The organism is Streptomyces sp. NPDC094143, assembly GCF_040303825.1.
In the GTDB taxonomy this organism is placed as follows: domain Bacteria; phylum Actinomycetota; class Actinomycetes; order Streptomycetales; family Streptomycetaceae; genus Streptomyces.
This window is the reverse complement of sequence record NZ_JBEOTZ010000015.1, coordinates 1-19,146: the sequence shown is the minus strand read 5'-3', so window position 1 is coordinate 19,146 and position 19,146 is coordinate 1. Positions and strand designations below refer to the sequence as shown.

The 19,146-nt window shown below is 71.9% G+C and carries 20 protein-coding genes and 1 pseudogene; 14 read left to right on the top strand and 7 right to left on the bottom strand.

The window, feature by feature from the left end; genetic code table 11:
- The first annotated feature begins 63 nt into the window (after positions 1 to 63).
- The 3 genes from ABTZ58_RS20100 to ABTZ58_RS20090 are packed head-to-tail and all read left to right on the top strand — an operon-like array spanning position 64 to position 1,902.
- Complete coding sequence (locus ABTZ58_RS20100; protein ID WP_351358161.1) at positions 64 to 891, top strand: DUF4397 domain-containing protein; 828 nt, start codon at positions 64 to 66, stop codon at positions 889 to 891.
- Positions 884 to 1,507 (top strand): class F sortase, encoded by a 624-nt coding sequence (locus ABTZ58_RS20095; RefSeq protein WP_351358158.1) that lies wholly within the window; start codon positions 884 to 886, stop codon positions 1,505 to 1,507. The genes ABTZ58_RS20100 and ABTZ58_RS20095 overlap by 8 nt, the downstream gene beginning before the upstream one ends.
- Positions 1,504 to 1,902: a hypothetical protein gene (locus ABTZ58_RS20090; protein WP_351358155.1), complete on the top strand. Its 399-nt coding sequence runs from the start codon at positions 1,504 to 1,506 to the stop codon at positions 1,900 to 1,902. Before ABTZ58_RS20095 ends, ABTZ58_RS20090 begins: the two co-directional genes overlap by 4 nt.
- A gap of 176 nt (positions 1,903 to 2,078) precedes the next feature.
- On the opposite strand, the gene ABTZ58_RS20085 is transcribed toward ABTZ58_RS20090, so the two are convergent.
- Positions 2,079 to 2,243 (bottom strand): hypothetical protein, encoded by a 165-nt coding sequence (locus tag ABTZ58_RS20085; protein ID WP_351358152.1) that lies wholly within the window; start codon positions 2,241 to 2,243, stop codon positions 2,079 to 2,081.
- Here ABTZ58_RS20085 and ABTZ58_RS20080 point away from each other — a divergent pair.
- Entirely contained in the window at positions 2,230 to 2,364 is a 135-nt protein-coding gene (locus ABTZ58_RS20080; protein WP_351358149.1) for a hypothetical protein, read from the top strand. The two genes, ABTZ58_RS20085 and ABTZ58_RS20080, sit on opposite strands and share 14 nt — an antisense overlap.
- Before the next feature lie 263 nt (positions 2,365 to 2,627).
- Here the strand turns inward: ABTZ58_RS20080 and ychF are convergent, their stop codons facing one another.
- Positions 2,628 to 3,716 (bottom strand): redox-regulated ATPase YchF, encoded by a 1,089-nt coding sequence (ychF, locus tag ABTZ58_RS20075; RefSeq protein WP_351358146.1) that lies wholly within the window; start codon positions 3,714 to 3,716, stop codon positions 2,628 to 2,630.
- 171 nt (positions 3,717 to 3,887) lie between these two features.
- Here ychF and ABTZ58_RS20070 point away from each other — a divergent pair, with 171 nt between their 5' ends.
- Positions 3,888 to 4,493 (top strand): DUF6542 domain-containing protein, encoded by a 606-nt coding sequence (locus tag ABTZ58_RS20070; RefSeq protein ID WP_351358143.1) that lies wholly within the window; start codon positions 3,888 to 3,890, stop codon positions 4,491 to 4,493.
- Positions 4,494 to 4,550: 57 nt separating this feature from the next.
- Here ABTZ58_RS20070 and ppgK read toward each other — a convergent pair whose 3' ends face one another.
- Entirely contained in the window at positions 4,551 to 5,297 is a 747-nt protein-coding gene (ppgK, locus tag ABTZ58_RS20065; RefSeq protein WP_351358140.1) for a polyphosphate--glucose phosphotransferase, read from the bottom strand.
- A 111-nt stretch (positions 5,298 to 5,408) separates the two neighbouring features.
- Positions 5,409 to 6,434 carry a 4-hydroxy-3-methylbut-2-enyl diphosphate reductase gene (locus ABTZ58_RS20060; protein ID WP_309097678.1) on the bottom strand — a complete coding sequence of 342 codons (1,026 nt, stop codon included), beginning with the start codon at positions 6,432 to 6,434 and terminating at the stop codon, positions 5,409 to 5,411.
- Positions 6,435 to 6,535: 101 nt separating this feature from the next.
- On the opposite strand from ABTZ58_RS20060, the pseudogene ABTZ58_RS20055 reads away from it, so the two are divergent.
- The 4 genes and pseudogenes from ABTZ58_RS20055 to ABTZ58_RS20040 all read left to right on the top strand — a co-directional run.
- Positions 6,536 to 6,697, top strand: a pseudogene (locus ABTZ58_RS20055) (amino acid permease); the annotation flags it as partial.
- 445 nt (positions 6,698 to 7,142) lie between these two features.
- Positions 7,143 to 8,351, top strand: coding sequence for an exodeoxyribonuclease VII large subunit (gene xseA, locus ABTZ58_RS20050; protein ID WP_351358137.1), 1,209 nt, complete (start codon positions 7,143 to 7,145; stop codon positions 8,349 to 8,351).
- A gap of 9 nt (positions 8,352 to 8,360) precedes the next feature.
- Positions 8,361 to 8,606 (top strand): exodeoxyribonuclease VII small subunit, encoded by a 246-nt coding sequence (locus ABTZ58_RS20045; protein ID WP_351358134.1) that lies wholly within the window; start codon positions 8,361 to 8,363, stop codon positions 8,604 to 8,606.
- A gap of 147 nt (positions 8,607 to 8,753) precedes the next feature.
- Positions 8,754 to 9,344: a malonic semialdehyde reductase gene (locus ABTZ58_RS20040; RefSeq protein WP_309096191.1), complete on the top strand. Its 591-nt coding sequence runs from the start codon at positions 8,754 to 8,756 to the stop codon at positions 9,342 to 9,344.
- Positions 9,345 to 9,402: 58 nt separating this feature from the next.
- On the opposite strand, the gene ABTZ58_RS20035 is transcribed toward ABTZ58_RS20040, so the two are convergent.
- Entirely contained in the window at positions 9,403 to 9,927 is a 525-nt protein-coding gene (locus tag ABTZ58_RS20035; RefSeq protein WP_351358131.1) for a DUF4245 domain-containing protein, read from the bottom strand.
- A gap of 127 nt (positions 9,928 to 10,054) precedes the next feature.
- Here ABTZ58_RS20035 and glpX point away from each other — a divergent pair, with 127 nt between their 5' ends.
- The gene (glpX, locus tag ABTZ58_RS20030; RefSeq protein ID WP_351358128.1) at positions 10,055 to 11,089 is read left to right on the top strand and encodes a class II fructose-bisphosphatase; all 1,035 of its coding nucleotides are present in this window, start codon (positions 10,055 to 10,057) and stop codon (positions 11,087 to 11,089) included.
- A 166-nt stretch (positions 11,090 to 11,255) separates the two neighbouring features.
- On the opposite strand, the gene ABTZ58_RS20025 is transcribed toward glpX, so the two are convergent.
- Together ABTZ58_RS20025 and ABTZ58_RS20020 are read right to left on the bottom strand one after the other, a co-directional pair.
- Positions 11,256 to 11,633 (bottom strand): WhiB family transcriptional regulator, encoded by a 378-nt coding sequence (locus ABTZ58_RS20025; protein ID WP_311679755.1) that lies wholly within the window; start codon positions 11,631 to 11,633, stop codon positions 11,256 to 11,258.
- A 114-nt stretch (positions 11,634 to 11,747) separates the two neighbouring features.
- Positions 11,748 to 12,458: a DUF1707 SHOCT-like domain-containing protein gene (locus ABTZ58_RS20020; protein ID WP_502996107.1), complete on the bottom strand. Its 711-nt coding sequence runs from the start codon at positions 12,456 to 12,458 to the stop codon at positions 11,748 to 11,750.
- A 180-nt stretch (positions 12,459 to 12,638) separates the two neighbouring features.
- Here ABTZ58_RS20020 and ABTZ58_RS20015 point away from each other — a divergent pair, with 180 nt between their 5' ends.
- The 4 genes from ABTZ58_RS20015 to ABTZ58_RS20000 all read left to right on the top strand — a co-directional run bounded on the left by ABTZ58_RS20015 (position 12,639) and on the right by ABTZ58_RS20000 (position 19,012).
- A complete protein-coding gene (locus ABTZ58_RS20015) occupies positions 12,639 to 14,309 on the top strand; it encodes a fumarate hydratase (RefSeq protein WP_351358123.1) in 1,671 nt (556 codons plus the stop codon).
- Positions 14,310 to 14,386: 77 nt separating this feature from the next.
- The gene (locus ABTZ58_RS20010; protein WP_351358120.1) at positions 14,387 to 15,790 is read left to right on the top strand and encodes a class II fumarate hydratase; all 1,404 of its coding nucleotides are present in this window, start codon (positions 14,387 to 14,389) and stop codon (positions 15,788 to 15,790) included.
- Between the two features lie 83 nt (positions 15,791 to 15,873).
- A complete protein-coding gene (gene fomD, locus ABTZ58_RS20005) occupies positions 15,874 to 16,566 on the top strand; it encodes a cytidylyl-2-hydroxypropylphosphonate hydrolase (protein WP_351358117.1) in 693 nt (230 codons plus the stop codon).
- A gap of 301 nt (positions 16,567 to 16,867) precedes the next feature.
- The gene (locus tag ABTZ58_RS20000) at positions 16,868 to 19,012 is read left to right on the top strand and encodes a SpoIIE family protein phosphatase (protein WP_351358114.1); all 2,145 of its coding nucleotides are present in this window, start codon (positions 16,868 to 16,870) and stop codon (positions 19,010 to 19,012) included.
- The last annotated feature ends 134 nt before the right edge of the window (positions 19,013 to 19,146 follow it).

Sequence of the window (19,146 nt, the reverse complement as noted above, 5' to 3'; positions counted from 1 at the left end):
CACCCCCGAAACGGGACCGAGACTCCGCACCGTACGGAGACTCCTTTCGAAGGGACGATCCCCATGAACTCCCGATTCCCCCTCGCCCTCGCAGCCTCCGCCGGCGCCTGCGCCCTGGCCCTCGGAGCGGCCGCCCCGGCCCTGGCCGACCAGCAGGACAAGGCGATGGTGTCCGTCTTCCACGGCATCCCCGGACTGACCGTGGACGTGTACGCCAACGGCGACGAACTGCTCAGCGACTTCAAGCCGGGCACGGTGACGGACCCGCAGTCCCTCGACGCCGGTACCTACGACATCAAGATCTTCGAAGCGGGCAAGGGTCCTTCGGGCACCCCGGCCCTGCAGAAGAAGGTCGAGGTGCCCGAGGGCGGCAACGCCACGGTCGCCGCGCACCTGACCGCCGACGGCAAGCCCCGGCTGACGGCCTTCACCGAGGACGTCTCCGAGGTCGGCGCTGGCAAGTCGCGTGTGACGGTCCGCCATGTCGCGGCCGCGCCCGCCGTGGACGTCCGGGCCGGCGGACAGCCCGTCTTCACCGGCCTGACCAACCCGAAGCAGGACACCGCCGAGGTCGACGCGGGCACGGTCGACGCCGACGTGGTGCTGGCCGGCACGAACACCGTGGCCATAGGCCCGGCCGACCTGCCCCTGAAGGAGGGCACCAGCAACGTCGTCTACGCCTGGGGCAGCGCGAACGACAAGAACCTGGCCCTGGCGACCCAGTCGTTCAGCGGCATGGCCTCGGCTCCCCGAGCGGTGCACGCGGGCGGCAGCGGCGCCGCCGTCACCCCGAACTCCTCCGAGACATGGCCGGCGTGGGCCGCCGCGGCCGGTGTGGTGACGCTGACGGGCGTCCTGACGGCCCGCCGCTTCGCCGGCCGGCGTGGGTGACGGCGGGCGACGGCGCCCGGCCCCGATCCTGGCGGCTGCCGCACTGGCAGCCGCCGTCGGCCTCCCGGGCCCGCCGCCGGAACAGCCCGCTCCATCACGGGACTTCGCGGCGGCCGCCTCGGCCCCGGCCCCGCGGCCACCCGCCACGTCGGACGAACGCCCGCCCCGGCGGATCCTGCTGGCCGAGGTGGACCTCGACGCACGCGTGACACCGGTGGGCGTGACCGCCCAGGGCGACATGACCGTCCCGGACGACCCGGCCACGGCCGGCTGGTACCGCTACGGCCCGGCCCCCGGCAGCGCCCAGGGCTCGGCCGTGCTGGTCGGCCACGTCGACACGGACTCCGGCGACCTGGGCGAATTCGCCGCGCTGCACGACGTCCGCCGGGGTCACCGGGTGGAGGTACGCCGCACGGGGGCGGCCCCGGCGCACTACCGGATCGCCTCCCGCGTCACGGTCCCCAAGGACGACCTGCCCCCCTCGGCGTTCCGCCGCACGGGCCCGCCCGTCCTCACCCTCATCACCTGCGCGCCCCCGTACGTCCCCGAGCGCGGCGGCTACTTCAACAACCACGTCGTCACGGCGGAGCCCATCGCATCCGGGAGGCCGCAGTGACCCACGTGGACCCCTCCCACCTGGTCGAACTGGCCTTGGGCAGCGCCCCCCGCACCCCCGCCGACACCGAGGCGCTCGACCACATCGACCGCTGCGCCCGCTGCCGCGACGACCTCCTCACGATGACCCGCGTGGTCGAGGCGGCCCGCACGGCGGAACTGATCGACCTGCCGGCACAACCCCCGGAACACGTCTGGCGCCGGATCGCCCGGGACCTGTCCGCAGAACCGACGGCACCCGAACGCCTCCGGCGCACCCCGGACCACCGGAAGTACGCCCTCCTCGCCCTGCCGGCCCTCGCGACAGTCGCCGCCGTCACCGCCGCGCGCTGTTCTCGGCATCGACGTTTGACACAAGGCGCTTCTCAAGAGCCTCGCTGGCTTCCGGGCCAGTAACTCGGAGTGAGCCCGACACGTCTGCGCTCCAAGGCTGAACTGCCGCTTGCCCACCAGCCCATCGAGAGCAGAAGTCTCCAACAAAGGGCACCACGCGGCCCATCAGCAGTGGCCCCTGCCGACGACTCGAGCGAGACGTCGACAGAGGGCCACATGTTCAGAGCGACCTAGTGTTTTCACCGCCGCCAGCACCCGTCGAGGAAAGCCTTCACTCCGGCCAGCAGTTCGACTTCCGTCACATCTCCGGGATCCCGCGCGGCCTCATCCGCCACGAAGTCCTCCACGACGTAGAAGAGTTCGTTCAGAAGGGCGACAAGTTCTGGCAAGGTGCTCGTCGTCAAGTCCGCGATGGCCGCGGCCAATCCGGCGCTCGAGCACATCCACCTGACCGCCACGGCCGCTGATCTGCGCCTCGTGGAGGGGAACGGGCAAGGGCTCACCTCCGAAGAGGTGAGCCCTTGATGACCTGCGCGTTCGCCGGATCAGTGGGATGGCGTCAAGCCGGAGCGGCACATCTGAAATCAGACAGAGTTTCGACACATTGACGGCGTGGCCTGTGCGAGGGCCCGCAGAGTCGACGCCATGTCCCGAGCGCCGAATGACCACTGGCGGCGCCTGTTGACTGCCCCCGACAGTCCACCTCGCTTTCGCCGGGCAAGTACCGCCCGGTGCCACCGGTCACAGACAGCAGAAATGAACCATCCTGGTGCGTGCCGGTCACCCGGTCACACGTTGAAGCGGAACTCCACCACGTCCCCGTCCTGCATGACGTAGTCCTTGCCCTCCATGCGCGCCTTGCCCTTCGCGCGGGCCTCGGCGACCGAGCCGGCCTCGACCAGGTCGTCGAAGGAGATGACCTCCGCCTTGATGAAGCCCTTCTGGAAGTCCGTGTGGATCACGCCGGCGGCCTCGGGGGCCGTGGCGCCCTTCTTGATCGTCCAGGCGCGGGATTCCTTGGGGCCGGCCGTGAGGTACGTCTGCAGGCCGAGCGTGCGGAAGCCGACGTGGGCCAGGGTCGCCAGGCCGGGCTCCTCCTGGCCGACGGACTGGAGGAGTTCCAGGGCCTCGTCCTCGTCGAGCTCGGCGAGGTCCGCCTCCAGCTTGGCGTTGAGGAAGATCGCCTCGGCCGGGGCGACCAGGGCGCGCTGCTCGTTCTTGAAGTCCTCGTCGGTCAGCTCGTCCTCGTCGACGTTGAAGACGTAGAGGAACGGCTTGGTGGTGAGCAGGTGCAGGTCGTGCAGGAGTTCGGCGCGCTCGGTGCCCTGGACGATGCCCTGGGAGAAGAGGGTGTCGCCCTTCTCCAGGATCTCCTTGGCCTCCTCGACGGCCTTGACCTTCGGCGCGACGTCCTTCTTGATCCGCGACTCCTTCTGCAGGCGCGGCAGGACCTTCTCGATGGTCTGCAGGTCGGCGAGGATCAGCTCGGTGTTGATCGTCTCGATGTCGTCCTTGGGCGAGACCTTGCCGTCGACGTGGACGACGTTCTCGTCCTTGAAGGCGCGGATGACCTGGCAGATCGCGTCGGACTCGCGGATGTTCGCCAGGAACTTGTTGCCCAGGCCCTCGCCCTCGGACGCGCCGCGCACGATGCCCGCGATGTCGACGAAGTCGACCGTGGCCGGCAGGACCCGCTGCGAGGAGAAGATCTCGGCCAGTTTCGTCAGGCGCGGGTCGGGGACGCCGACCACGCCGACGTTGGGCTCGATCGTGGCGAACGGGTAGTTGGCCGCCAGCACGTCGTTCTTGGTCAGGGCGTTGAACAGGGTCGACTTGCCGACGTTGGGCAGGCCGACGATTCCGATCGTGAGCGACACGTTGCGACTTCCCGTGAGTGGAGAGGGCCAGGCGGCCAGGAGACCGGCCGATCCACCAGTCTACGGCGTGCCCGGAACCGCCCCGGGAGGCGTATCGAACGCTTGGCCAAGCCTCGGTCCTCGGCGTGTCTCTCGGGCTATTCGGCATATTGAACGACCTAAGTTAGTGCGGTGGAGCAATACAGGACGCGACCTGCCCAGTACGGACCGCGACGTGACCGGCCGAGGCCACCCCTGCCGCCGCAGGTGAAACGGGGGGCGGGTGGCGCTCCCGCGCGAGCGGGCGGCGGGCCCGCACGCCCGGCGCGGCCGCCGGGGGCCCAGCGCCGTCCCGCGCCGGGGCGGCGGCCGGCCCTCGCCCCGGCGGCCGTGGGCCGGCTGCCGAACCCGCGGCTGACCGGGCTGGGCAGCGGGCTGTTCTGCGCGGTGGTGATGTTCCTGCTGGGCGCGCTGTGCGCCGCGCTGTTCGGGGCGTCCCTGACGGCGTACGGCGTGCTGTTCCTGCCGGTGTGCGTGCTGACCGCCGTGTGGGTGCGCCCGGGCGACCTGATGACCGCGCCCGTCGTCGTGCCCATCGCGTTCGCCGTGGGGCTGCTGCCGGTGGCCGAGGGCGACGGCGGGAGCAGGCTGATGGGGCTGGTCACCGCGCTCGCCACCCAGGCCGGATGGCTGTACGGAGGGACGCTCGTCGCCGGCCTGATCGTGATCGTCCGGCGGATCCGGCTGGTGCACCGCAGGAGGACGGCAGCGGCGGCGGGCGGCCGTCCGGCGGTGTGACCCACCTCCGGCGGCCCGCCTTCCCGGGCCCCGTCAGGCCCTGAGGCCGGGTCCGGCCTAATGCCCCGCCGCCCGCATCGCCGCTCCCACGATGCCCGCGTTGTTCTGCAGCTGCGCCGGGACGATCTCCGCCTTGATGCCCTCGATGTGGGGCAGGAACTTGTGGGCCTTGCGGCTGACGCCGCCGCCGATGATGAACAGCTCCGGCGAGAACAGCATCTCGACGTGGGCCAGGTACTTGCGCACCCGGTGCTCCGCCCAGTGCTCCCACGACAGGTCGTGGTCCTCGCGGGCCTTGCTGGAGGCCCGCTTCTCCGCGTCGTGCCCGTCCAGCTCCAGGTGGCCCAGTTCCGTGTTCGGGACGAGGACGCCGTCGACGAAGAGCGCGCTGCCGATGCCCGTGCCGAACGTCAGCAGGATCACCGTGCCCTGCCGGCCGCGGCCGGCTCCGAAGTGCATCTCGGCGACGCCCGCCGCGTCCGCGTCGTTCACCACCGTCACCGGCAGCCCGCCCAGCCGCTCGCCGAGCAGCGCACGCGCGTCCGTGTCGATCCAGCCGGCGTCGACGTTGGCCGCCGTACGGATCGTGGCCCCGTCGGTCACCACGCCCGGGAACGTGACCCCGACGGGTCCCGTCCAGCCGAAGTGGTCGACGACCTGCTTGACGCCGTCGGCCACCCCGTCGGGCGTGGCCGGGTGCGGGGTGAGGACCTTGTGGCGCTCCTGCGCCAGGTCGCCCTTGTCCAGGTCCACCGGGGCACCCTTGATCCCGGAACCGCCGATGTCCACGCCGAAGATCTGCATGGCCCTACGTTACGACGTGGGACTGGCGGTCACAGGCCGGACGGTCATCCCGCCCGGCCCGCCCCGGCAGCTCCCCGATCACTTCGCACCTGCTTCGCGAAGCGTCCGCGATCACTCCGCGGAACGTTCACCCGAAGCGGCGCCGCCCCGCCCGGCGACCAGTGCGGCCGCCTCCTCGCGCAGGTCGCGGCGCAGCTCCTTGGGCAGGGAGAACGTGATGGACTCCTCGGCCGCCTTGACGATCTCGACGTCCTCGAAGCCGCGCTGGGAGAGCCACTCCAGGACCTGCTCGACCAGGACCTCCGGCACGGACGCGCCCGAGGTGACGCCGACGGTGGAGACGCCCTCCAGCCAGGCCTCGTCGATCTCGTCGGCGAAGTCCACGAGGTGGGCGGCGCGGGCCCCGGCGATCTTGGCGACCTCGACCAGGCGCTTGGAGTTGGAGGAGTTGCGCGAGCCGACCACGATCACCAGGTCCGACTCGGCGCCCATCTGCTTCACGGCCAGCTGGCGGTTCTGCGTGGCGTAGCAGATGTCGTCGCTGGGCGGGGAGATGAGCTGCGGGAACTTGTCCTTCAGGGCGTCGACGGTCTCCATGGTCTCGTCGACGGAGAGCGTGGTCTGGGAGAGCCAGACGACCTTGGACGGGTCGCGGACCTCGACCTTGGCGACGTCGCCCGGGCCGTCGACGAGCTGGATGTGGTCGGGGGCCTCGCCGGAGGTGCCGATGACCTCCTCGTGGCCCTCGTGGCCGATCAGGAGGATGTCGTAGTCCTCCTTGGCGAAGCGGACCGCTTCCTTGTGGACCTTGGTGACCAGCGGGCAGGTGGCGTCGATGGTGGCGAGCTTGCCGCGCTCGGCCTCCTCGTGGACGACGGGGGCCACGCCGTGGGCCGAGAACATCACGATGTTGCCCGGCGGCACCTCTTCCGTCTGCTCGACGAAGATCGCGCCCTTCTTCTCCAGGGTCTGCACGACGTACTTGTTGTGGACGATCTCGTGGCGGACGTAGACCGGGGCGCCGTACTGCTCCAGCGCTTTCTCTACGGCGATCACGGCGCGGTCCACGCCCGCGCAGTAGCCACGGGGGGCGGCGAGCAGGACACGGCGGCCAGGCGAAGCAGACATGCGTCCCATCGTAAGGCCGCGTTCGGCGGGTCGGAGATCGCGTCCGTGCGGAGTGCCCGGGAAGACTGAACGAACGCGGCGCGTGTGGCGAAAGGCGGAGGCGGGCCACGATGGCGGAGACGGGCACGGGGGCCATCACGGCCGACGGGGAGCACGCGCTGCGGCGCAGTCTGGGCTTCCGGGACCTGGTGGTCCACGGGCTGCTGTTCATCGCGCCGATGGCTCCGGTCGGCGTGTTCGGCACGCTGGACGCCAGGTCACACGGGGCGGTGCGGCCGGCGGCCGGGCCGGTGCTGGTGATCCAGGAGTGACGCGGGGTCACGGCCCCGCCCCCGGCGGCCTGAACGACCGGGCCCGCCGGGCGGCAACGCAACAGCGCCCCGCGCCCGGCCGGCCGACCGGCCGGGCCTCGCGCCGCCGGGCGACTGTGCACGCCGATACCTTCGGCCGGGCCCCGCACCCGGGCGTCTGACGCGCGGCGGCCGGCTGCGCGGCCGCTGTGTCAACTCGGCCGGGCAGCGGGGCCCGCGCGGCCGGCCGGCCAGGCCCGCGCGGCCGAGCGGACCCGGCCTGCCCGGCCCCCGGTCCCCGGTCCCTCGGTGGCCGACGGACCGGACCCGCGCCCCTCCCCCCGGGCTTGCTGTCGACCAGCCCCGCCGATCCGGTCCCCCAGCCGGCTGATCGGGATTGTCGGCGGGGCCCACTACGCTCGCGGGCATGGCTGTGAACACGACTCCGGAATCCCCGCTGCCCGTCGGTGAGGTGTCGCGGCTCATCGGGGGGTGGATCGACCGGCTCGGGGCGGTGTGGGTCGAGGGGCAGATCACGCAGTTGTCGCGGCGGCCGGGTGCCGGTGTGGTGTTCCTGACGCTGCGGGACCCGTCGTACGACATCTCCGTCAGCGTGACCTGCTACCGGCAGGTGTTCGACACCGTCGCGGACGTGGTGAGCGAGGGCGCCCGGGTCGTGGTGCTGGCGAAGCCCGAGTGGTACGCCCCGCGCGGGCAGCTGTCGCTGCGGGCCGCCGAGATACGGCCCGTGGGCGTCGGGGAGCTGCTGGCCCGGCTGGAGCAGCTGAAGAAGGCCCTGGCGCGCGAGGGGCTGTTCGCGCCGGAGCGCAAGAAGCCGCTGCCCTTCCTGCCGCAGCTGATCGGGCTGGTCTGCGGCCGGGCCTCGGCCGCGGAGCGGGACGTGCTGGAGAACGCCCGGCACCGCTGGCCCGCCGTCCGCTTCGAGGTGCGCAACGTCGCGGTGCAGGGCGTGCACGCCGTGCCGCAGGTCGTGCAGGCCGTCAAGGAGCTCGACGCGCTCGACGACGTGGACGTGATCATCGTCGCCCGGGGTGGCGGCAGCGTGGAGGACCTGCTGCCGTTCTCCGACGAGCAGCTGATCCGCACGGTCGCGCAGTGCCGTACGCCCGTGGTGTCGGCCATCGGCCACGAGCCGGACAACCCGCTGCTGGACCACGTGGCGGACCTGCGGGCCTCGACCCCGACCGACGCCGCCAAGAAGGTAGTGCCGGACGTCGGCGAGGAGTACGAGCGCGTGCGGCTGCTGCGGGACCGGGCCCGGCGGTGTGTGGCGGCGCTGCTGGACCGGGAGGAGCGCGGCCTGGCGCACGCGCTCGCACGGCCGTCGATACAGGACCCGCACCGGATGATCGACGAGCGGGCCGACCACGTGGCGGACCTGCTCGACCGCGGCCGGCGCTGCCTGCGGCACCAGCTGGACCGCGCCGACTCCGAGCTGGCGCACACGCACGCGCGCGTGGTGGCCCTCTCCCCCGCCGCGACCCTGAAGCGCGGGTACGCCGTGCTGCAGAGGGCGGACGGGCACGCGGTCCGCGACCCGGGCGAGGTGGAGGCCGGCGAGGCCCTGCGCGCGCGGGTCTCCGAGGGTGAGTTCTCCGTACGAGTCGACACATAGGGTGGGTGGATGACCAGCGAGGTGGAGCAGGCGCCGGGTACGGCCGAGGCGCTCGGGTACGAGCAGGCGCGGGACGAGCTGATCGAGGTCGTCCGCCGTCTGGAGGCGGGCGGTACGACGCTGGAGGAGTCCCTGGCGCTCTGGGAGCGGGGCGAGGAGCTGGCCAGGGTGTGCCGGCGCTGGCTGGAAGGGGCGCGGGCGCGGCTGGACGCGGCGCTGGCGGAGGAGGCCGCGGAGAGCGAGGACGCGGAGTAGCCCTCCGGGAACCGGTGCGGGATCTCTGTGAAGTCGATCACCGCATCCCAGATTTGATTGAACGTTGAACTTCATTGGCGTACGGTCGCAGACGTCAGCCGGTCCGGCACCCCGGACCCGACGTACACCCCGAGAAGGTTTTCGTTCATGTCTCTCGTCCTTGACCCCGCAGCCCAGGACCTCCTGTTCCGCGAGGCCCGCACCGCCAACACCTTCACCGACGAGCCGGTGACGGACGAGCAGGTGCAGGCGATCTACGACCTGGTCAAGTACGGCCCGACCGCCTTCAACCAGACCCCGCTGCGCATCACCCTGGTCCGCTCCCCCGAGGCCCGCGAGCGCCTGGTCGCCCACATGGCCGAGGGCAACCGGGCCAAGACAGCGACCGCCCCGCTGGTCGCGATCCTCTCCGCGGACAACGAGTTCCACGAGGAGCTGCCGCACCTGTTCCCGGCCTTCCCGCAGGCCAAGGACGCCTTCTTCGCCGAGCGCCCGGTGCGCGAGGGTTCCGCCGCGATGAACGCCGCCCTCCAGGCCGCGTACTTCATCGTCGGCGTCCGGGCCGCCGGTCTGGCCGCCGGCCCGATGACCGGCTTCGACTTCGAGGGCGTGCGCAAGGAGTTCCTGGACGACGACCACACCCCGCTGATGGTCGTCAACATCGGCCGCCCGGGTCCGGACGCCTGGTACCCGCGCTCCCCGCGCCTGGCGTTCGATCAGGTCGTCACGACCGTCTGACCCCACGAACACGAGGAAGGCCCCCGGCAGCCGTGCCGGGGGCCTTACTCGTGCGCGCTCACTTCGTCTCCAGCGCCTCCGCCATCTTCGTGAGCTGCCCGAACGACGCGGTGCCCGTGACGACCGTCGTCGAGCCCTCGGTGCCCTCCAGGACCAGCGCGTCGTACCGGCCGCCCTCCCAGCGGGTCCATGTCCGGCCGTCGATCCGCTCGGTCGTGCCGGTCTCCCGCGCGCCCTGTGTCGCCTCGTCGAGGAAGACGGGCCGCCGCTGAGTGGACTGCTCGACCGCCACGTACTCCCCCTCGGGATCGTGGAACCCGAGGTGCCAGGTGTCGAAGTCCTCGGCCTGGTAGCGGACGGAGGTGGCCTTCCAGGCGTCGGGCAGCCCCTGGGGCGCGGCCACGGGGTACGGGGCGGCGCGGCGTGCCGTGAGGAGCTCGACCCGGTAGTCGACGCGCTTGAGGTCGGGTGCGCTGTCGTCGTGCGGGATGAAGAGGTATATGACGCCCGCCACGAGGACGATGACCCCGAGGGAGAGGATCATGTCCCGCGCCGTCTTCTGCTTGCCGTTCGTGCCTGCCACGCCCCCTATCGTCGCAGGTCTCCGCGGCGCTCATCCGTGGGGGCCCCTGCTCATTCTGTGGGCTCGGAGATAGAGTCGGGCGACAAAGCCCTCATCCGGCCGTCGTCGTACAGAAAGGTGCGCTCCGATGACCGAGCATCATCACTTGCCGTCCGAACTCGATGTGCCCTCCGAGGCCCCCGACCGCAACCTCGCCCTGGAACTGGTCCGGGTGACCGAGGCGGCGGCGATGGCCGCGGGCCGCTGGGTCGGACGCGGTGACAAGAACGGCGCCGACGGTGCCGCGGTCCGCGCCATGCGGACCCTCGTCTCCACCGTCTCGATGAACGGTGTCGTCGTGATCGGCGAGGGCGAGAAGGACGAGGCCCCCATGCTGTTCAACGGGGAGCGCGTGGGCGACGGGACCGGGCCCGAGTGCGACATCGCCGTGGACCCGATCGACGGCACCACGCTGACCGCGAAGGGCATGACGAACGCGATCGCCGTGCTGGCGGCCGCCGAGCGGGGGTCGATGTTCGACCCCTCCGCGGTCTTCTACATGGACAAGCTCGTCACCGGCCCCGAGGCGGCGGACTTCGTCGACATCAACGCGCCCGTGTCGGTGAACATCCGCCGGGTCGCCAAGGCCAAGCGGTCCGCGCCCGAGGACGTCACGGTGGTGATCCTGGACCGGCCGCGGCACGAGGGCATCATCAAGGAGATCCGGGACACCGGGGCGCGCATCAAGCTGATCTCCGACGGTGACGTGGCCGGCTCGATCCTGGCGCTGCGGGAGGGCACCGGCGTCGATCTGCTGCTCGGCATCGGCGGCACGCCCGAGGGCATCATCTCGGCCTGCGCGGTGAAGTGCCTGGGCGGCATCATCCAGGGCAAGCTGTGGCCGAAGGACGACGAGGAGCGGCAGCGGGCGATCGACGCGGGGCACGACCTCGACCGGGTGCTGACCACCGAGGACCTGGTGACCGGGGAGAACGTGTTCTTCGTGGCGACGGGCATCACGGACGGTGAGCTGCTGCGGGGCGTCCGCTACCGGGCCGAGACGGCGACGACCGACTCGATCGTGATGCGCTCGCGGTCGGGCACGGTGCGCAGAATCGATTCGGAGCACCGACTGTCCAAGCTCCGGGCGTACAGCGCGATCGACTTCGACAAGGGGAAGTAGCGCGCGAGGGAGTGGGGACTGCGCGGCGCCGGCGTGTGCGGGTCGGCCGTGGTCGCTCGCGCAGTTCCCCGCGCCCCTTCAGGACGCGTCTTCGCGGGTCGGCCGCGTGGAGCCGAAAGGAAGGGCGCCCCCGGTGGGGACGCCCCTTTCTCGCGCCGCTCGGCCGCTAGCCCGCCGCCGCTATCTGGTTCGCGGAGCGGGCCGCCTTCTTCAGCTCCAGGTCGCGGCGGCGGCGCCGGGCCAGGACCACGCGGCGCTCGGCCGCGGTGAGGCCGCCCCAGACGCCGTAGGGCTCTGGCTGGAGCAGGGCGTGCTCGCGGCATTCGACCATGACCGGACAGCGGGCGCAGACCCGCTTGGCCGCCTCCTCACGGGAGAGCCGGGCGGCGGTGGGCTCCTTGGAGGGGGCGAAGAACAGGCCCGCCTCGTCGCGCCGGCACACCGCCTCGGTGTGCCACGGGGCGTCCTGGTCCCTGTCTCGCGCTGGCACCCGCGGGGCCGGAACGGCAGCTACCTGCAGGGACGAATGCGGCGGTTGCAGCACGGTCTACTCCTGACGACGGCTTCGCGAGCGAGAGACGATGCAGCAAGGCCTACCCGCTGTGCGCGCGCCTATGCACTGAGTTCCGAACCGCCGCTTCCGGTCGATTCGCGACTGTCAATGACCCAGGTGCTTGCGCAGACTCCGGTCGACCTTGCGCTGCACCCGGTCCAGGATGTCCGCCACGATCTTGCCGCGCCTGGCCCGCGCCTCGACACTGCCGAGGACGGCCCAGCCGTCGACGTAGACGATGGGGGCCTCCGGGTCGCCCGAGTCGAGGGTGGCCACCTCGAAGCTGCCGAGGACGCCGCCGCCCATGCCGCGCAGCGACACGTTCTCCGGGACGCGGATGTCGACGCTGCCGAAGATCGCGAACGACTTGACGACGACCTGCTGGTGGTCGTAGAGCGCCTCGCTGAGGTCGATCTCGACACTGCCGAATATCGCGTAGGCGTGGATCCGGCGGCCGGCGCGCCAGCGGCCCTTGCGGACGGCGCTGCTGAAGACCGCGACCACGTTGTCGTCCGGCTCGATCGGGATGGCGCCGGCCGTGGGGCGGTGCGGGGCCGGGGCGTGGGCGGGGCGTGGGGCGTGCGCGGCGGGCAGGTCCCGGATGAAGACCTCCAGTTCACCCACCGTCTTGGCACGCAGCACCCCCTCGACGCGCTCGGCGTGCTCGTCGGCGGTGAGACGGCCCTCGGCGAGGGCGTCGTGCAGGATGTCGGCGATGCGGTCGCGCTCGGCGTCGGAGGCGCGCAGCCCGGAGGCGTCGAGCCCGGGCGCCGCGGTCCCGCTGTGCGGGTGAGGGTCCGGCTTCTGAAGGTCCACGGCAGCAGCGTACCCACACACGATAGATCGCGACACCCCCCGGCCGGACCCGTTCGACCCGGCCCGGAGGTGACGAACTGAGCCTTACCTCACAAGCTCGCCGTCGGCGGCAGGTTCTACGCTGGTTGGCGCTCGCCAAAGGAGGCGGGCCGCCGTCCGCAGAGTGAGGAATGGGCTGAGATGCCTGAGTTCGCGTACACCGATCTGCTCCCCCAGGGAGAGGACACCACCCCGTACCGGCTGGTGACCTCCGAGGGTGTCTCCACGGTCGAGGGACCGGACGGGCGCACCTTCCTCCAGGTGGAGCCGGAGGCGCTGCGCAAGCTCGCCGAGGAGGCCATCCACGACATCCAGCACTACCTGCGTCCGGCCCACCTCGCGCAGCTGCGCCGGATCATCGACGACCCCGAGGCGTCGGCCAACGACAAGTTCGTGGCGCTGGACCTGCTGAAGAACGCGAACATCGCGGCGGCCGGCGTGCTCCCCATGTGCCAGGACACGGGCACGGCCATCGTGATGGGCAAGCGCGGGCAGCACGTGCTGACGCGGGGCCGCGACGAGGAGGCCCTCAGCCGCGGCATCTACGACGCGTACCGGAACCTCAACCTGCGCTACTCGCAGATGGCTCCGCTCACCATGTGGGAGGAGAAGAACACCGGCTCCAACCTCCCCGCGCAGATCGAGCTGTACGCGACCGACGGCGGCGCCTACAAGTTCCTGTTCATGGCGAAGGGCGGCGGCTCGGCCAACAAGTCGTTCCTGTACCAGGAGACGAAGGCCGTCCTGAACGAGGCCTCCATGATGAAGTTCCTGGAGGAGAAGATCCGCTCGCTGGGCACGGCCGCCTGCCCGCCGTACCACCTGGCGATCGTGGTCGGCGGCACGTCCGCCGAGTACGCCCTGAAGACCGCGAAGTACGCCTCCGCGCACTACCTGGACGAGATCCCGGCCGAGGGCTCGGAGCTGGGGCACGGCTTCCGGGACAAGGAGCTGGAGCAGAAGGTCTTCGAGCTCACGCAGAAGATCGGCATCGGCGCGCAGTTCGGCGGCAAGTACTTCTGCCACGACGTGCGCGTGGTGCGCCTGCCCCGGCACGGCGCCTCCTGCCCGGTCGCCATCGCGGTGTCCTGCTCCGCCGACCGCCAGGCCGTCGCGAAGATCACCGCCGAGGGCGTCTTCCTGGAGCAGCTGGAGACGGACCCGGCGCGGTTCCTGCCGGAGACGACGGACGAGCAGCTCGACGCCGACGGTGACGTCGTCAGGATCGACCTCAACCAGCCGATGGACGACATCCTGGCCGAGCTGACCAAGTACCCGGTGAAGACCCGGCTGTCGCTGACCGGCCCGCTGGTCGTGGCGCGCGACATCGCGCACGCCAAGATCAAGGAGCGGCTGGACGCGGGCGAGGAGATGCCGCAGTACCTGAAGGACCACCCGGTGTACTACGCCGGTCCGGCCAAGACGCCCGAGGGCTACGCGTCGGGCTCCTTCGGCCCGACCACGGCCGGCCGCATGGACTCCTACGTGGAGCAGTTCCAGGCCGCGGGCGGGTCCAAGGTGATGCTGGCCAAGGGCAACCGCAGCAAGCAGGTCACCGACGCGTGCCACGCCCACGGCGGCTTCTACCTCGGCTCCATCGGCGGCCCGGCCGCCCGCCTCGCCCAGGACTGCATCAAGAAGGTCGAGGTCGTCGAGTACGAGGAGCTCGGCATGGAGGCGGTCTGGAAGATCGAGGTCGAGGACTTCCCCGCGTTCGTCGTCGTGGACGACAAGGGCAACGACTTCTTCCAGGACCCGGCGCCGCAGCCGACGTTCACCTCCATTCCGGTACGGGGTCCCGGACTCGCCTGACAAGCGCGGTGACGAATCGCCTCCACGGGGAACAGTGGTCGCGGCGCTGACGCTGTGACACGTGGAGGTGATCGTCGATGACCGACGAGCAGGACAGGACCGAGTACCGCACCGAGCACGACTCCATGGGCGAGGTGCGGGTGCCCGCCCATGCCAAGTGGCGGGCCCAGACCCAGCGGGCGGTGGAGAACTTCCCCGTCTCCGGGCAGCGCATCGAGCGCGCGCACATCGAGGCCCTCGCCCGGATCAAGGGCGCCGCGGCCAAGGTCAACGCCGAGCTGGGGGTCCTGGACAAGGACGTCGCCCAGGCGATCCAGGAGGCGGCCGGGGAGGTCGCCGAGGGCCGGTGGGACGAGCACTTCCCCGTCGACGTGTTCCAGACCGGGTCCGGGACCTCGTCCAACATGAACACCAACGAGGTCATCGCCACCCTGGCCAGTGAGCGGCTCGGGCGCCCCGTGCACCCGAACGACCACGTCAACGCCTCCCAGTCGTCCAACGACGTCTTCCCGTCCTCCATCCACATCGCCGCCACCGCCGCGGTGACGCGCGACCTGATCCCTGCGCTGGAGCACCTCGCCGCCTCCCTGGAGCGCAAGGCCGAGGAGTTCGCCGACGTCGTGAAGTCGGGGCGGACCCACCTGATGGACGCCACGCCCGTGACGCTGGGGCAGGAGTTCGGCGGGTACGCCGCCCAGGTGCGCTACGGGGTCGAGCGGCTGCACGCGTCCCTGCCCCGGCTCGCCGAACTGCCTCTCGGCGGTACGGCCGTCGGCACCGGCATCAACACCCCGCCCGGCTTCTCCGCCGCCGTCATCGAGGAGGTCGCCCACACCACCGGGCTGCCCCTGACCGAGGCCCGGGACCACTTCGAGGCGCAGGGCGCCCGGGACGGCATCGTCGAGACCAGCGGGCAGCTGCGGACCATCGCGGTCGGACTGACGAAGATCGCCAACGACCTGCGGTGGATGGCCTCCGGGCCGCGCACCGGTCTCGCCGAGATCGCCCTGCCCGACCTCCAGCCCGGCTCCTCGATCATGCCGGGCAAGGTGAACCCAGTCATCCCGGAGGCCGTGCTCATGGTCGCCGCCCAGGTCGTGGGCAACGACGCCACCGTCGCCACCGCCGGGGCCGCCGGGAACTTCGAGCTCAACGTGATGCTGCCGGTCATCGCGAAGAACGTGCTGGAGTCGATCCGGCTGCTCGCCAACGTGACGCGGCTGCTCGCCGACCGGACCGTCGACGGCATCACCGCGGACCGTGAACGGGCGCGCGAGTACGCCGAGTCCTCCCCCTCGGTCGTCACGCCGCTCAACAAGTACATCGGCTACGAGGAGGCCGCGAAGGTCGCCAAGAAGGCCCTGGCCGAGCGCAGGACGATCCGTCAGGTCGTCCTGGACAGCGGGTACGTGGAGCGCGGGGACCTGACCCTGGAGCAGCTGGACGAGGCGCTGGATGTCCTGCGGATGACGCACCCGTGACGTTTTTCCGGCACCGTACGCCCGGCGCGTGAACCGTGACACGCGCCGCAGCGTCGTATGCCCATGGCACCTAATATCTGTCCATGGCAGAGGGCGGAGCGGTGAGACGCGTGGCAAAGGGCGGTGCGACGGACTTCTGGGCACCCGGGAGCCGGATCCTGTGGCGGTACCGGGAGAACGGCGGCCCGCACCTCCACATCGCGCGTCCGGTCACCGTCGTCCGGGACGACGCGGAACTGCTCGCCGTGTGGCTGGCGCCCGGCACCGAGTGCGTGAAGCCGGTGCTCGCCGACGGCACCCCGGTGCACCAGGAGCCGCTGGAGTCGCGCTACACCAAGCCGCGGACCGTCCGGCGCGGCCGGTGGCTGGGCACGGGCGTGCTCAAGCTGGCCCGGCCCGGCCAGCCCTGGTCCGTGTGGCTGTTCTGGGAGCCGGGCTGGCAGTTCAAGAACTGGTACGTGAACCTGGAGGAGCCGCTGGCCCGTTGGGAGGGCGGCGTCGACTCGGAGGACCACTTCCTGGACATCTCCGTCCACCCCGACCGCAGTTGGCACTGGCGCGACGAGGACGAGTTCGCCCAGGCGCTGCGCGACGGGCTGATGGACGACCGGCAGGCGGAAAGGGTACGGGCGGCGGGGCGGGCCGCGGTGGAGGTGATCCGCGCCTGGGGGCCGCCGTTCTCGGAAGGCTGGCAGCACTGGCGCCCGGATCCGTCCTGGGGGGTACCGTCACTGCCGGAGGACTGGGATCGTACGCCCGCGCACGTGTCCTCATGAGACCCTTGATGCGCCCCCGGGCAAGAAACGTAGGATCGTCCTCCGCAAGGGCGCACGGCGGCAACTACCGAAGCACGCGCTGAGCTTGACCGATCGTCACCGAGGGGCGGCAGGACGTGAGCGAGGGGTACGAGGGCAACACCGGCAGGGCCTGCGTCGCGGGCTCCACGGGCCGCGGACGGCCCGCCGGTGGCACAGGAACAACCTCTGACCACGCGGGAATTCCGTTCCTGGGGCACGTATTCCGGGTATCGGAGTTTCGGCGGGAGAAGCTGCACACCTGGCGTGCAGCCCCGGACGGATGGATTCGACACGCGTGACGGAGCAGCCGACCTCCTTCGAACGCCCCCAGCCGGGCGTCGACCCCGCGGACCCCCGCGGGGCGCTCGTGCACACCCCGGCACCGGCCCGTGCGCCCGGCGCCGGCGCCTTACCGGTCCAGGGCCGCTCCGGCGGCGACGTCATCGTTCCGGTCACGACGGCCCACACTCCGCCGGGCACGTCTCAGCCGGGCACCTCCACGCCGTTCGGCAAGGGCAAGGACACCGTGAGCGACCCCGCCTCCGAGCACTCCCAGCCGGGTGCCGAGCAGACCGCCGAGCGCGACACCCCCCGGCCGCGCCCCGCCCCCGAGGGCATTCCGCTGCAGCCGGCCGACGAACAGGACCGGCAGGGCGCGAGCGCCGACGGGCAGGAGCGCCGCACCGGTCAGAGCCTGCCGCCCGGCCGGCCCACGCCCATGCGGCGGGACGGCGACCGGCTGCGGTTCGTCGGGGCCGCCACGCGGCGGATCGCCCGCGGCATCGACCTCGACGAGATCGTGATGGGGCTGTGCCGGGCCACCGTGCCGACGTTCTCCGACGCGATCCTGGTCTATCTGCGCGACCCGCTGCCCGTCGGCGACGAGCGGCCCACCGGCCCGCTGGTGCTGCGGCTGCGCCGCACCGACCGGATACCGGTGGAGCGCGACACCGACAACGGCTTCCTGCCGGCCGCACAGCCCGAGCCGAACGAGCTGGACTCGGTCGGCGCCGAGCTGTGCGAGGTCCGGCCCGGCAGCGCGCTCGCCGAGGTGCTGCGCGGGGTGCGCCCGGTGTTCACCGACGCCCCCGCGGCCCGCGCCGCACTGCCGGAGCTGCTCGGCGAGGGCGGCGAGTTCGCCGTGCCGGACGGGCAGCGCGCGATCCTCGCGCCGCTGCGCGGCCGGCGCCGGGTGATCGGTGCCGCCCTGTTCCTGCGCCGCCCCGAGCGCATCGCCTTCGAGCCGGACGACCTGCTGGTGGCCGCCCAGCTCGCCACGCACAGCGCCCTCGGCATCGACAAGGCCGTGCTGTACGGCCGCGAGGCCTACATCGCGGACGAACTGCAGCGCACCATGCTGCCCGAGACGCTGCCCCGCCCGACGGGCGTGCGGCTCGCCTCGCGTTACCTGCCGGCCGCGGAGACCGCCCGGGTCGGCGGCGACTGGTACGACGCGATCCCGCTGCCGGGCAGCCGCGTCGCCCTGGTCGTCGGCGACGTCATGGGCCACTCCATGACGTCGGCCGCCATCATGGGCCAGCTGCGCACGACGGCCCAGACGCTCGCCGGCCTCGACCTGCCGCCGCAAGAGGTGCTGCACCACCTCGACGAACAGGCCCAGCGCCTCGGCGTGGACCGCATGGCGACCTGCCTGTACGCGGTCTACGACCCGGTGGCGCACCGCATCACCATCGCCAACGCCGGTCACCCGCCGCCCGTCCTGCTCCACCTGGGCGGCCGTGCCGAGGTGCTGCGCGTGCCGGCCGGCGCCCCCATCGGGGTCGGCGGTGTCGACTTCGAGGCGGTGGAGCTGGACGCGCCCGCCGGGGCGACGCTGCTGCTGTACACCGACGGCCTGGTCGAGTCGCGCCTGCGGGACGTGTGGACCGGCATCGAGCAGCTGCGGGAGAAGCTCGCCGCGACCGCGCAGCTCACCGGTCCCGACCATCCGCCGCCCCTGGAGGCGCTGTGCGACGAGGTGCTCGACATGCTCGGCCCGGGCGACCGGGACGACGACATCGCGCTGCTCGCCGCCCGCTTCGACGGGATCGCGCCCAGCGACGTGGCCTACTGGTTCCTGGAGCCGGAGGACGCCGCTCCCGGCCGGGCCCGCCGGCTGGCCCGGCGCGCGCTGCAGCGCTGGGGCCTGGAGGAGCTCAGCGACTCGGTGGAGCTGCTGGTCAGCGAGGTCGTGACCAACGCCGTGCGGTACGCGTCCCGGCCGGTGACCCTGCGGCTGCTGCGCACGGACGTGCTGCGCTGTGAAGTGGGGGACGACGTCCCGCAGTTGCCGCGGCTGCGGCAGGCCCGGGCCACCGACGAGGGCGGGCGGGGCCTGTACCTGGTGAACCGGCTGGCCCGGCGCTGGGGTGCGACCCGGCTCAGCACGGGCAAGGTGGTGTGGTTCGAGCTCAACCGCGGCTGAGCCGCCGCGGGAACGCGCGAAGGGCGCCCGGTGTGCACCGGGCGTCGAACTCGTCGAGCCACGCGTCGTACCGCGCCTGGTACTCCGCCACGTCCTCGCGGTGATCGCCCGCGTCCCGCAGCCACAGCTCGGCG

Bases quoted from the DNA above. Each gene is read 5' to 3' on its own strand.
- ABTZ58_RS20015 (WP_351358123.1), top strand. From the start codon at position 12,639: ATGCCTGAGTTCGCGTACACCGATCTGCTCCCCCAGGGAGAGGACACC.
- ppgK (WP_351358140.1), bottom strand. From the start codon at position 5,297: ATGCAGATCTTCGGCGTGGACATCGGCGGTTCCGGGATCAAGGGTGCC.
- ABTZ58_RS20100 (WP_351358161.1), top strand. From the start codon at position 64: ATGAACTCCCGATTCCCCCTCGCCCTCGCAGCCTCCGCCGGCGCCTGC.
- fomD (WP_351358117.1), top strand. From the start codon at position 15,874: ATGGCAGAGGGCGGAGCGGTGAGACGCGTGGCAAAGGGCGGTGCGACG.
- ABTZ58_RS20045 (WP_351358134.1), top strand. From the start codon at position 8,361: ATGACCAGCGAGGTGGAGCAGGCGCCGGGTACGGCCGAGGCGCTCGGG.
- xseA (WP_351358137.1), top strand. From the start codon at position 7,143: ATGGCTGTGAACACGACTCCGGAATCCCCGCTGCCCGTCGGTGAGGTG.
- ABTZ58_RS20000 (WP_351358114.1), top strand. From the start codon at position 16,868: ATGGATTCGACACGCGTGACGGAGCAGCCGACCTCCTTCGAACGCCCC.
- ABTZ58_RS20040 (WP_309096191.1), top strand. From the start codon at position 8,754: ATGTCTCTCGTCCTTGACCCCGCAGCCCAGGACCTCCTGTTCCGCGAG.
- ABTZ58_RS20010 (WP_351358120.1), top strand. From the start codon at position 14,387: ATGACCGACGAGCAGGACAGGACCGAGTACCGCACCGAGCACGACTCC.
- glpX (WP_351358128.1), top strand. From the start codon at position 10,055: ATGACCGAGCATCATCACTTGCCGTCCGAACTCGATGTGCCCTCCGAG.
- ABTZ58_RS20060 (WP_309097678.1), bottom strand. From the start codon at position 6,434: ATGGGACGCATGTCTGCTTCGCCTGGCCGCCGTGTCCTGCTCGCCGCC.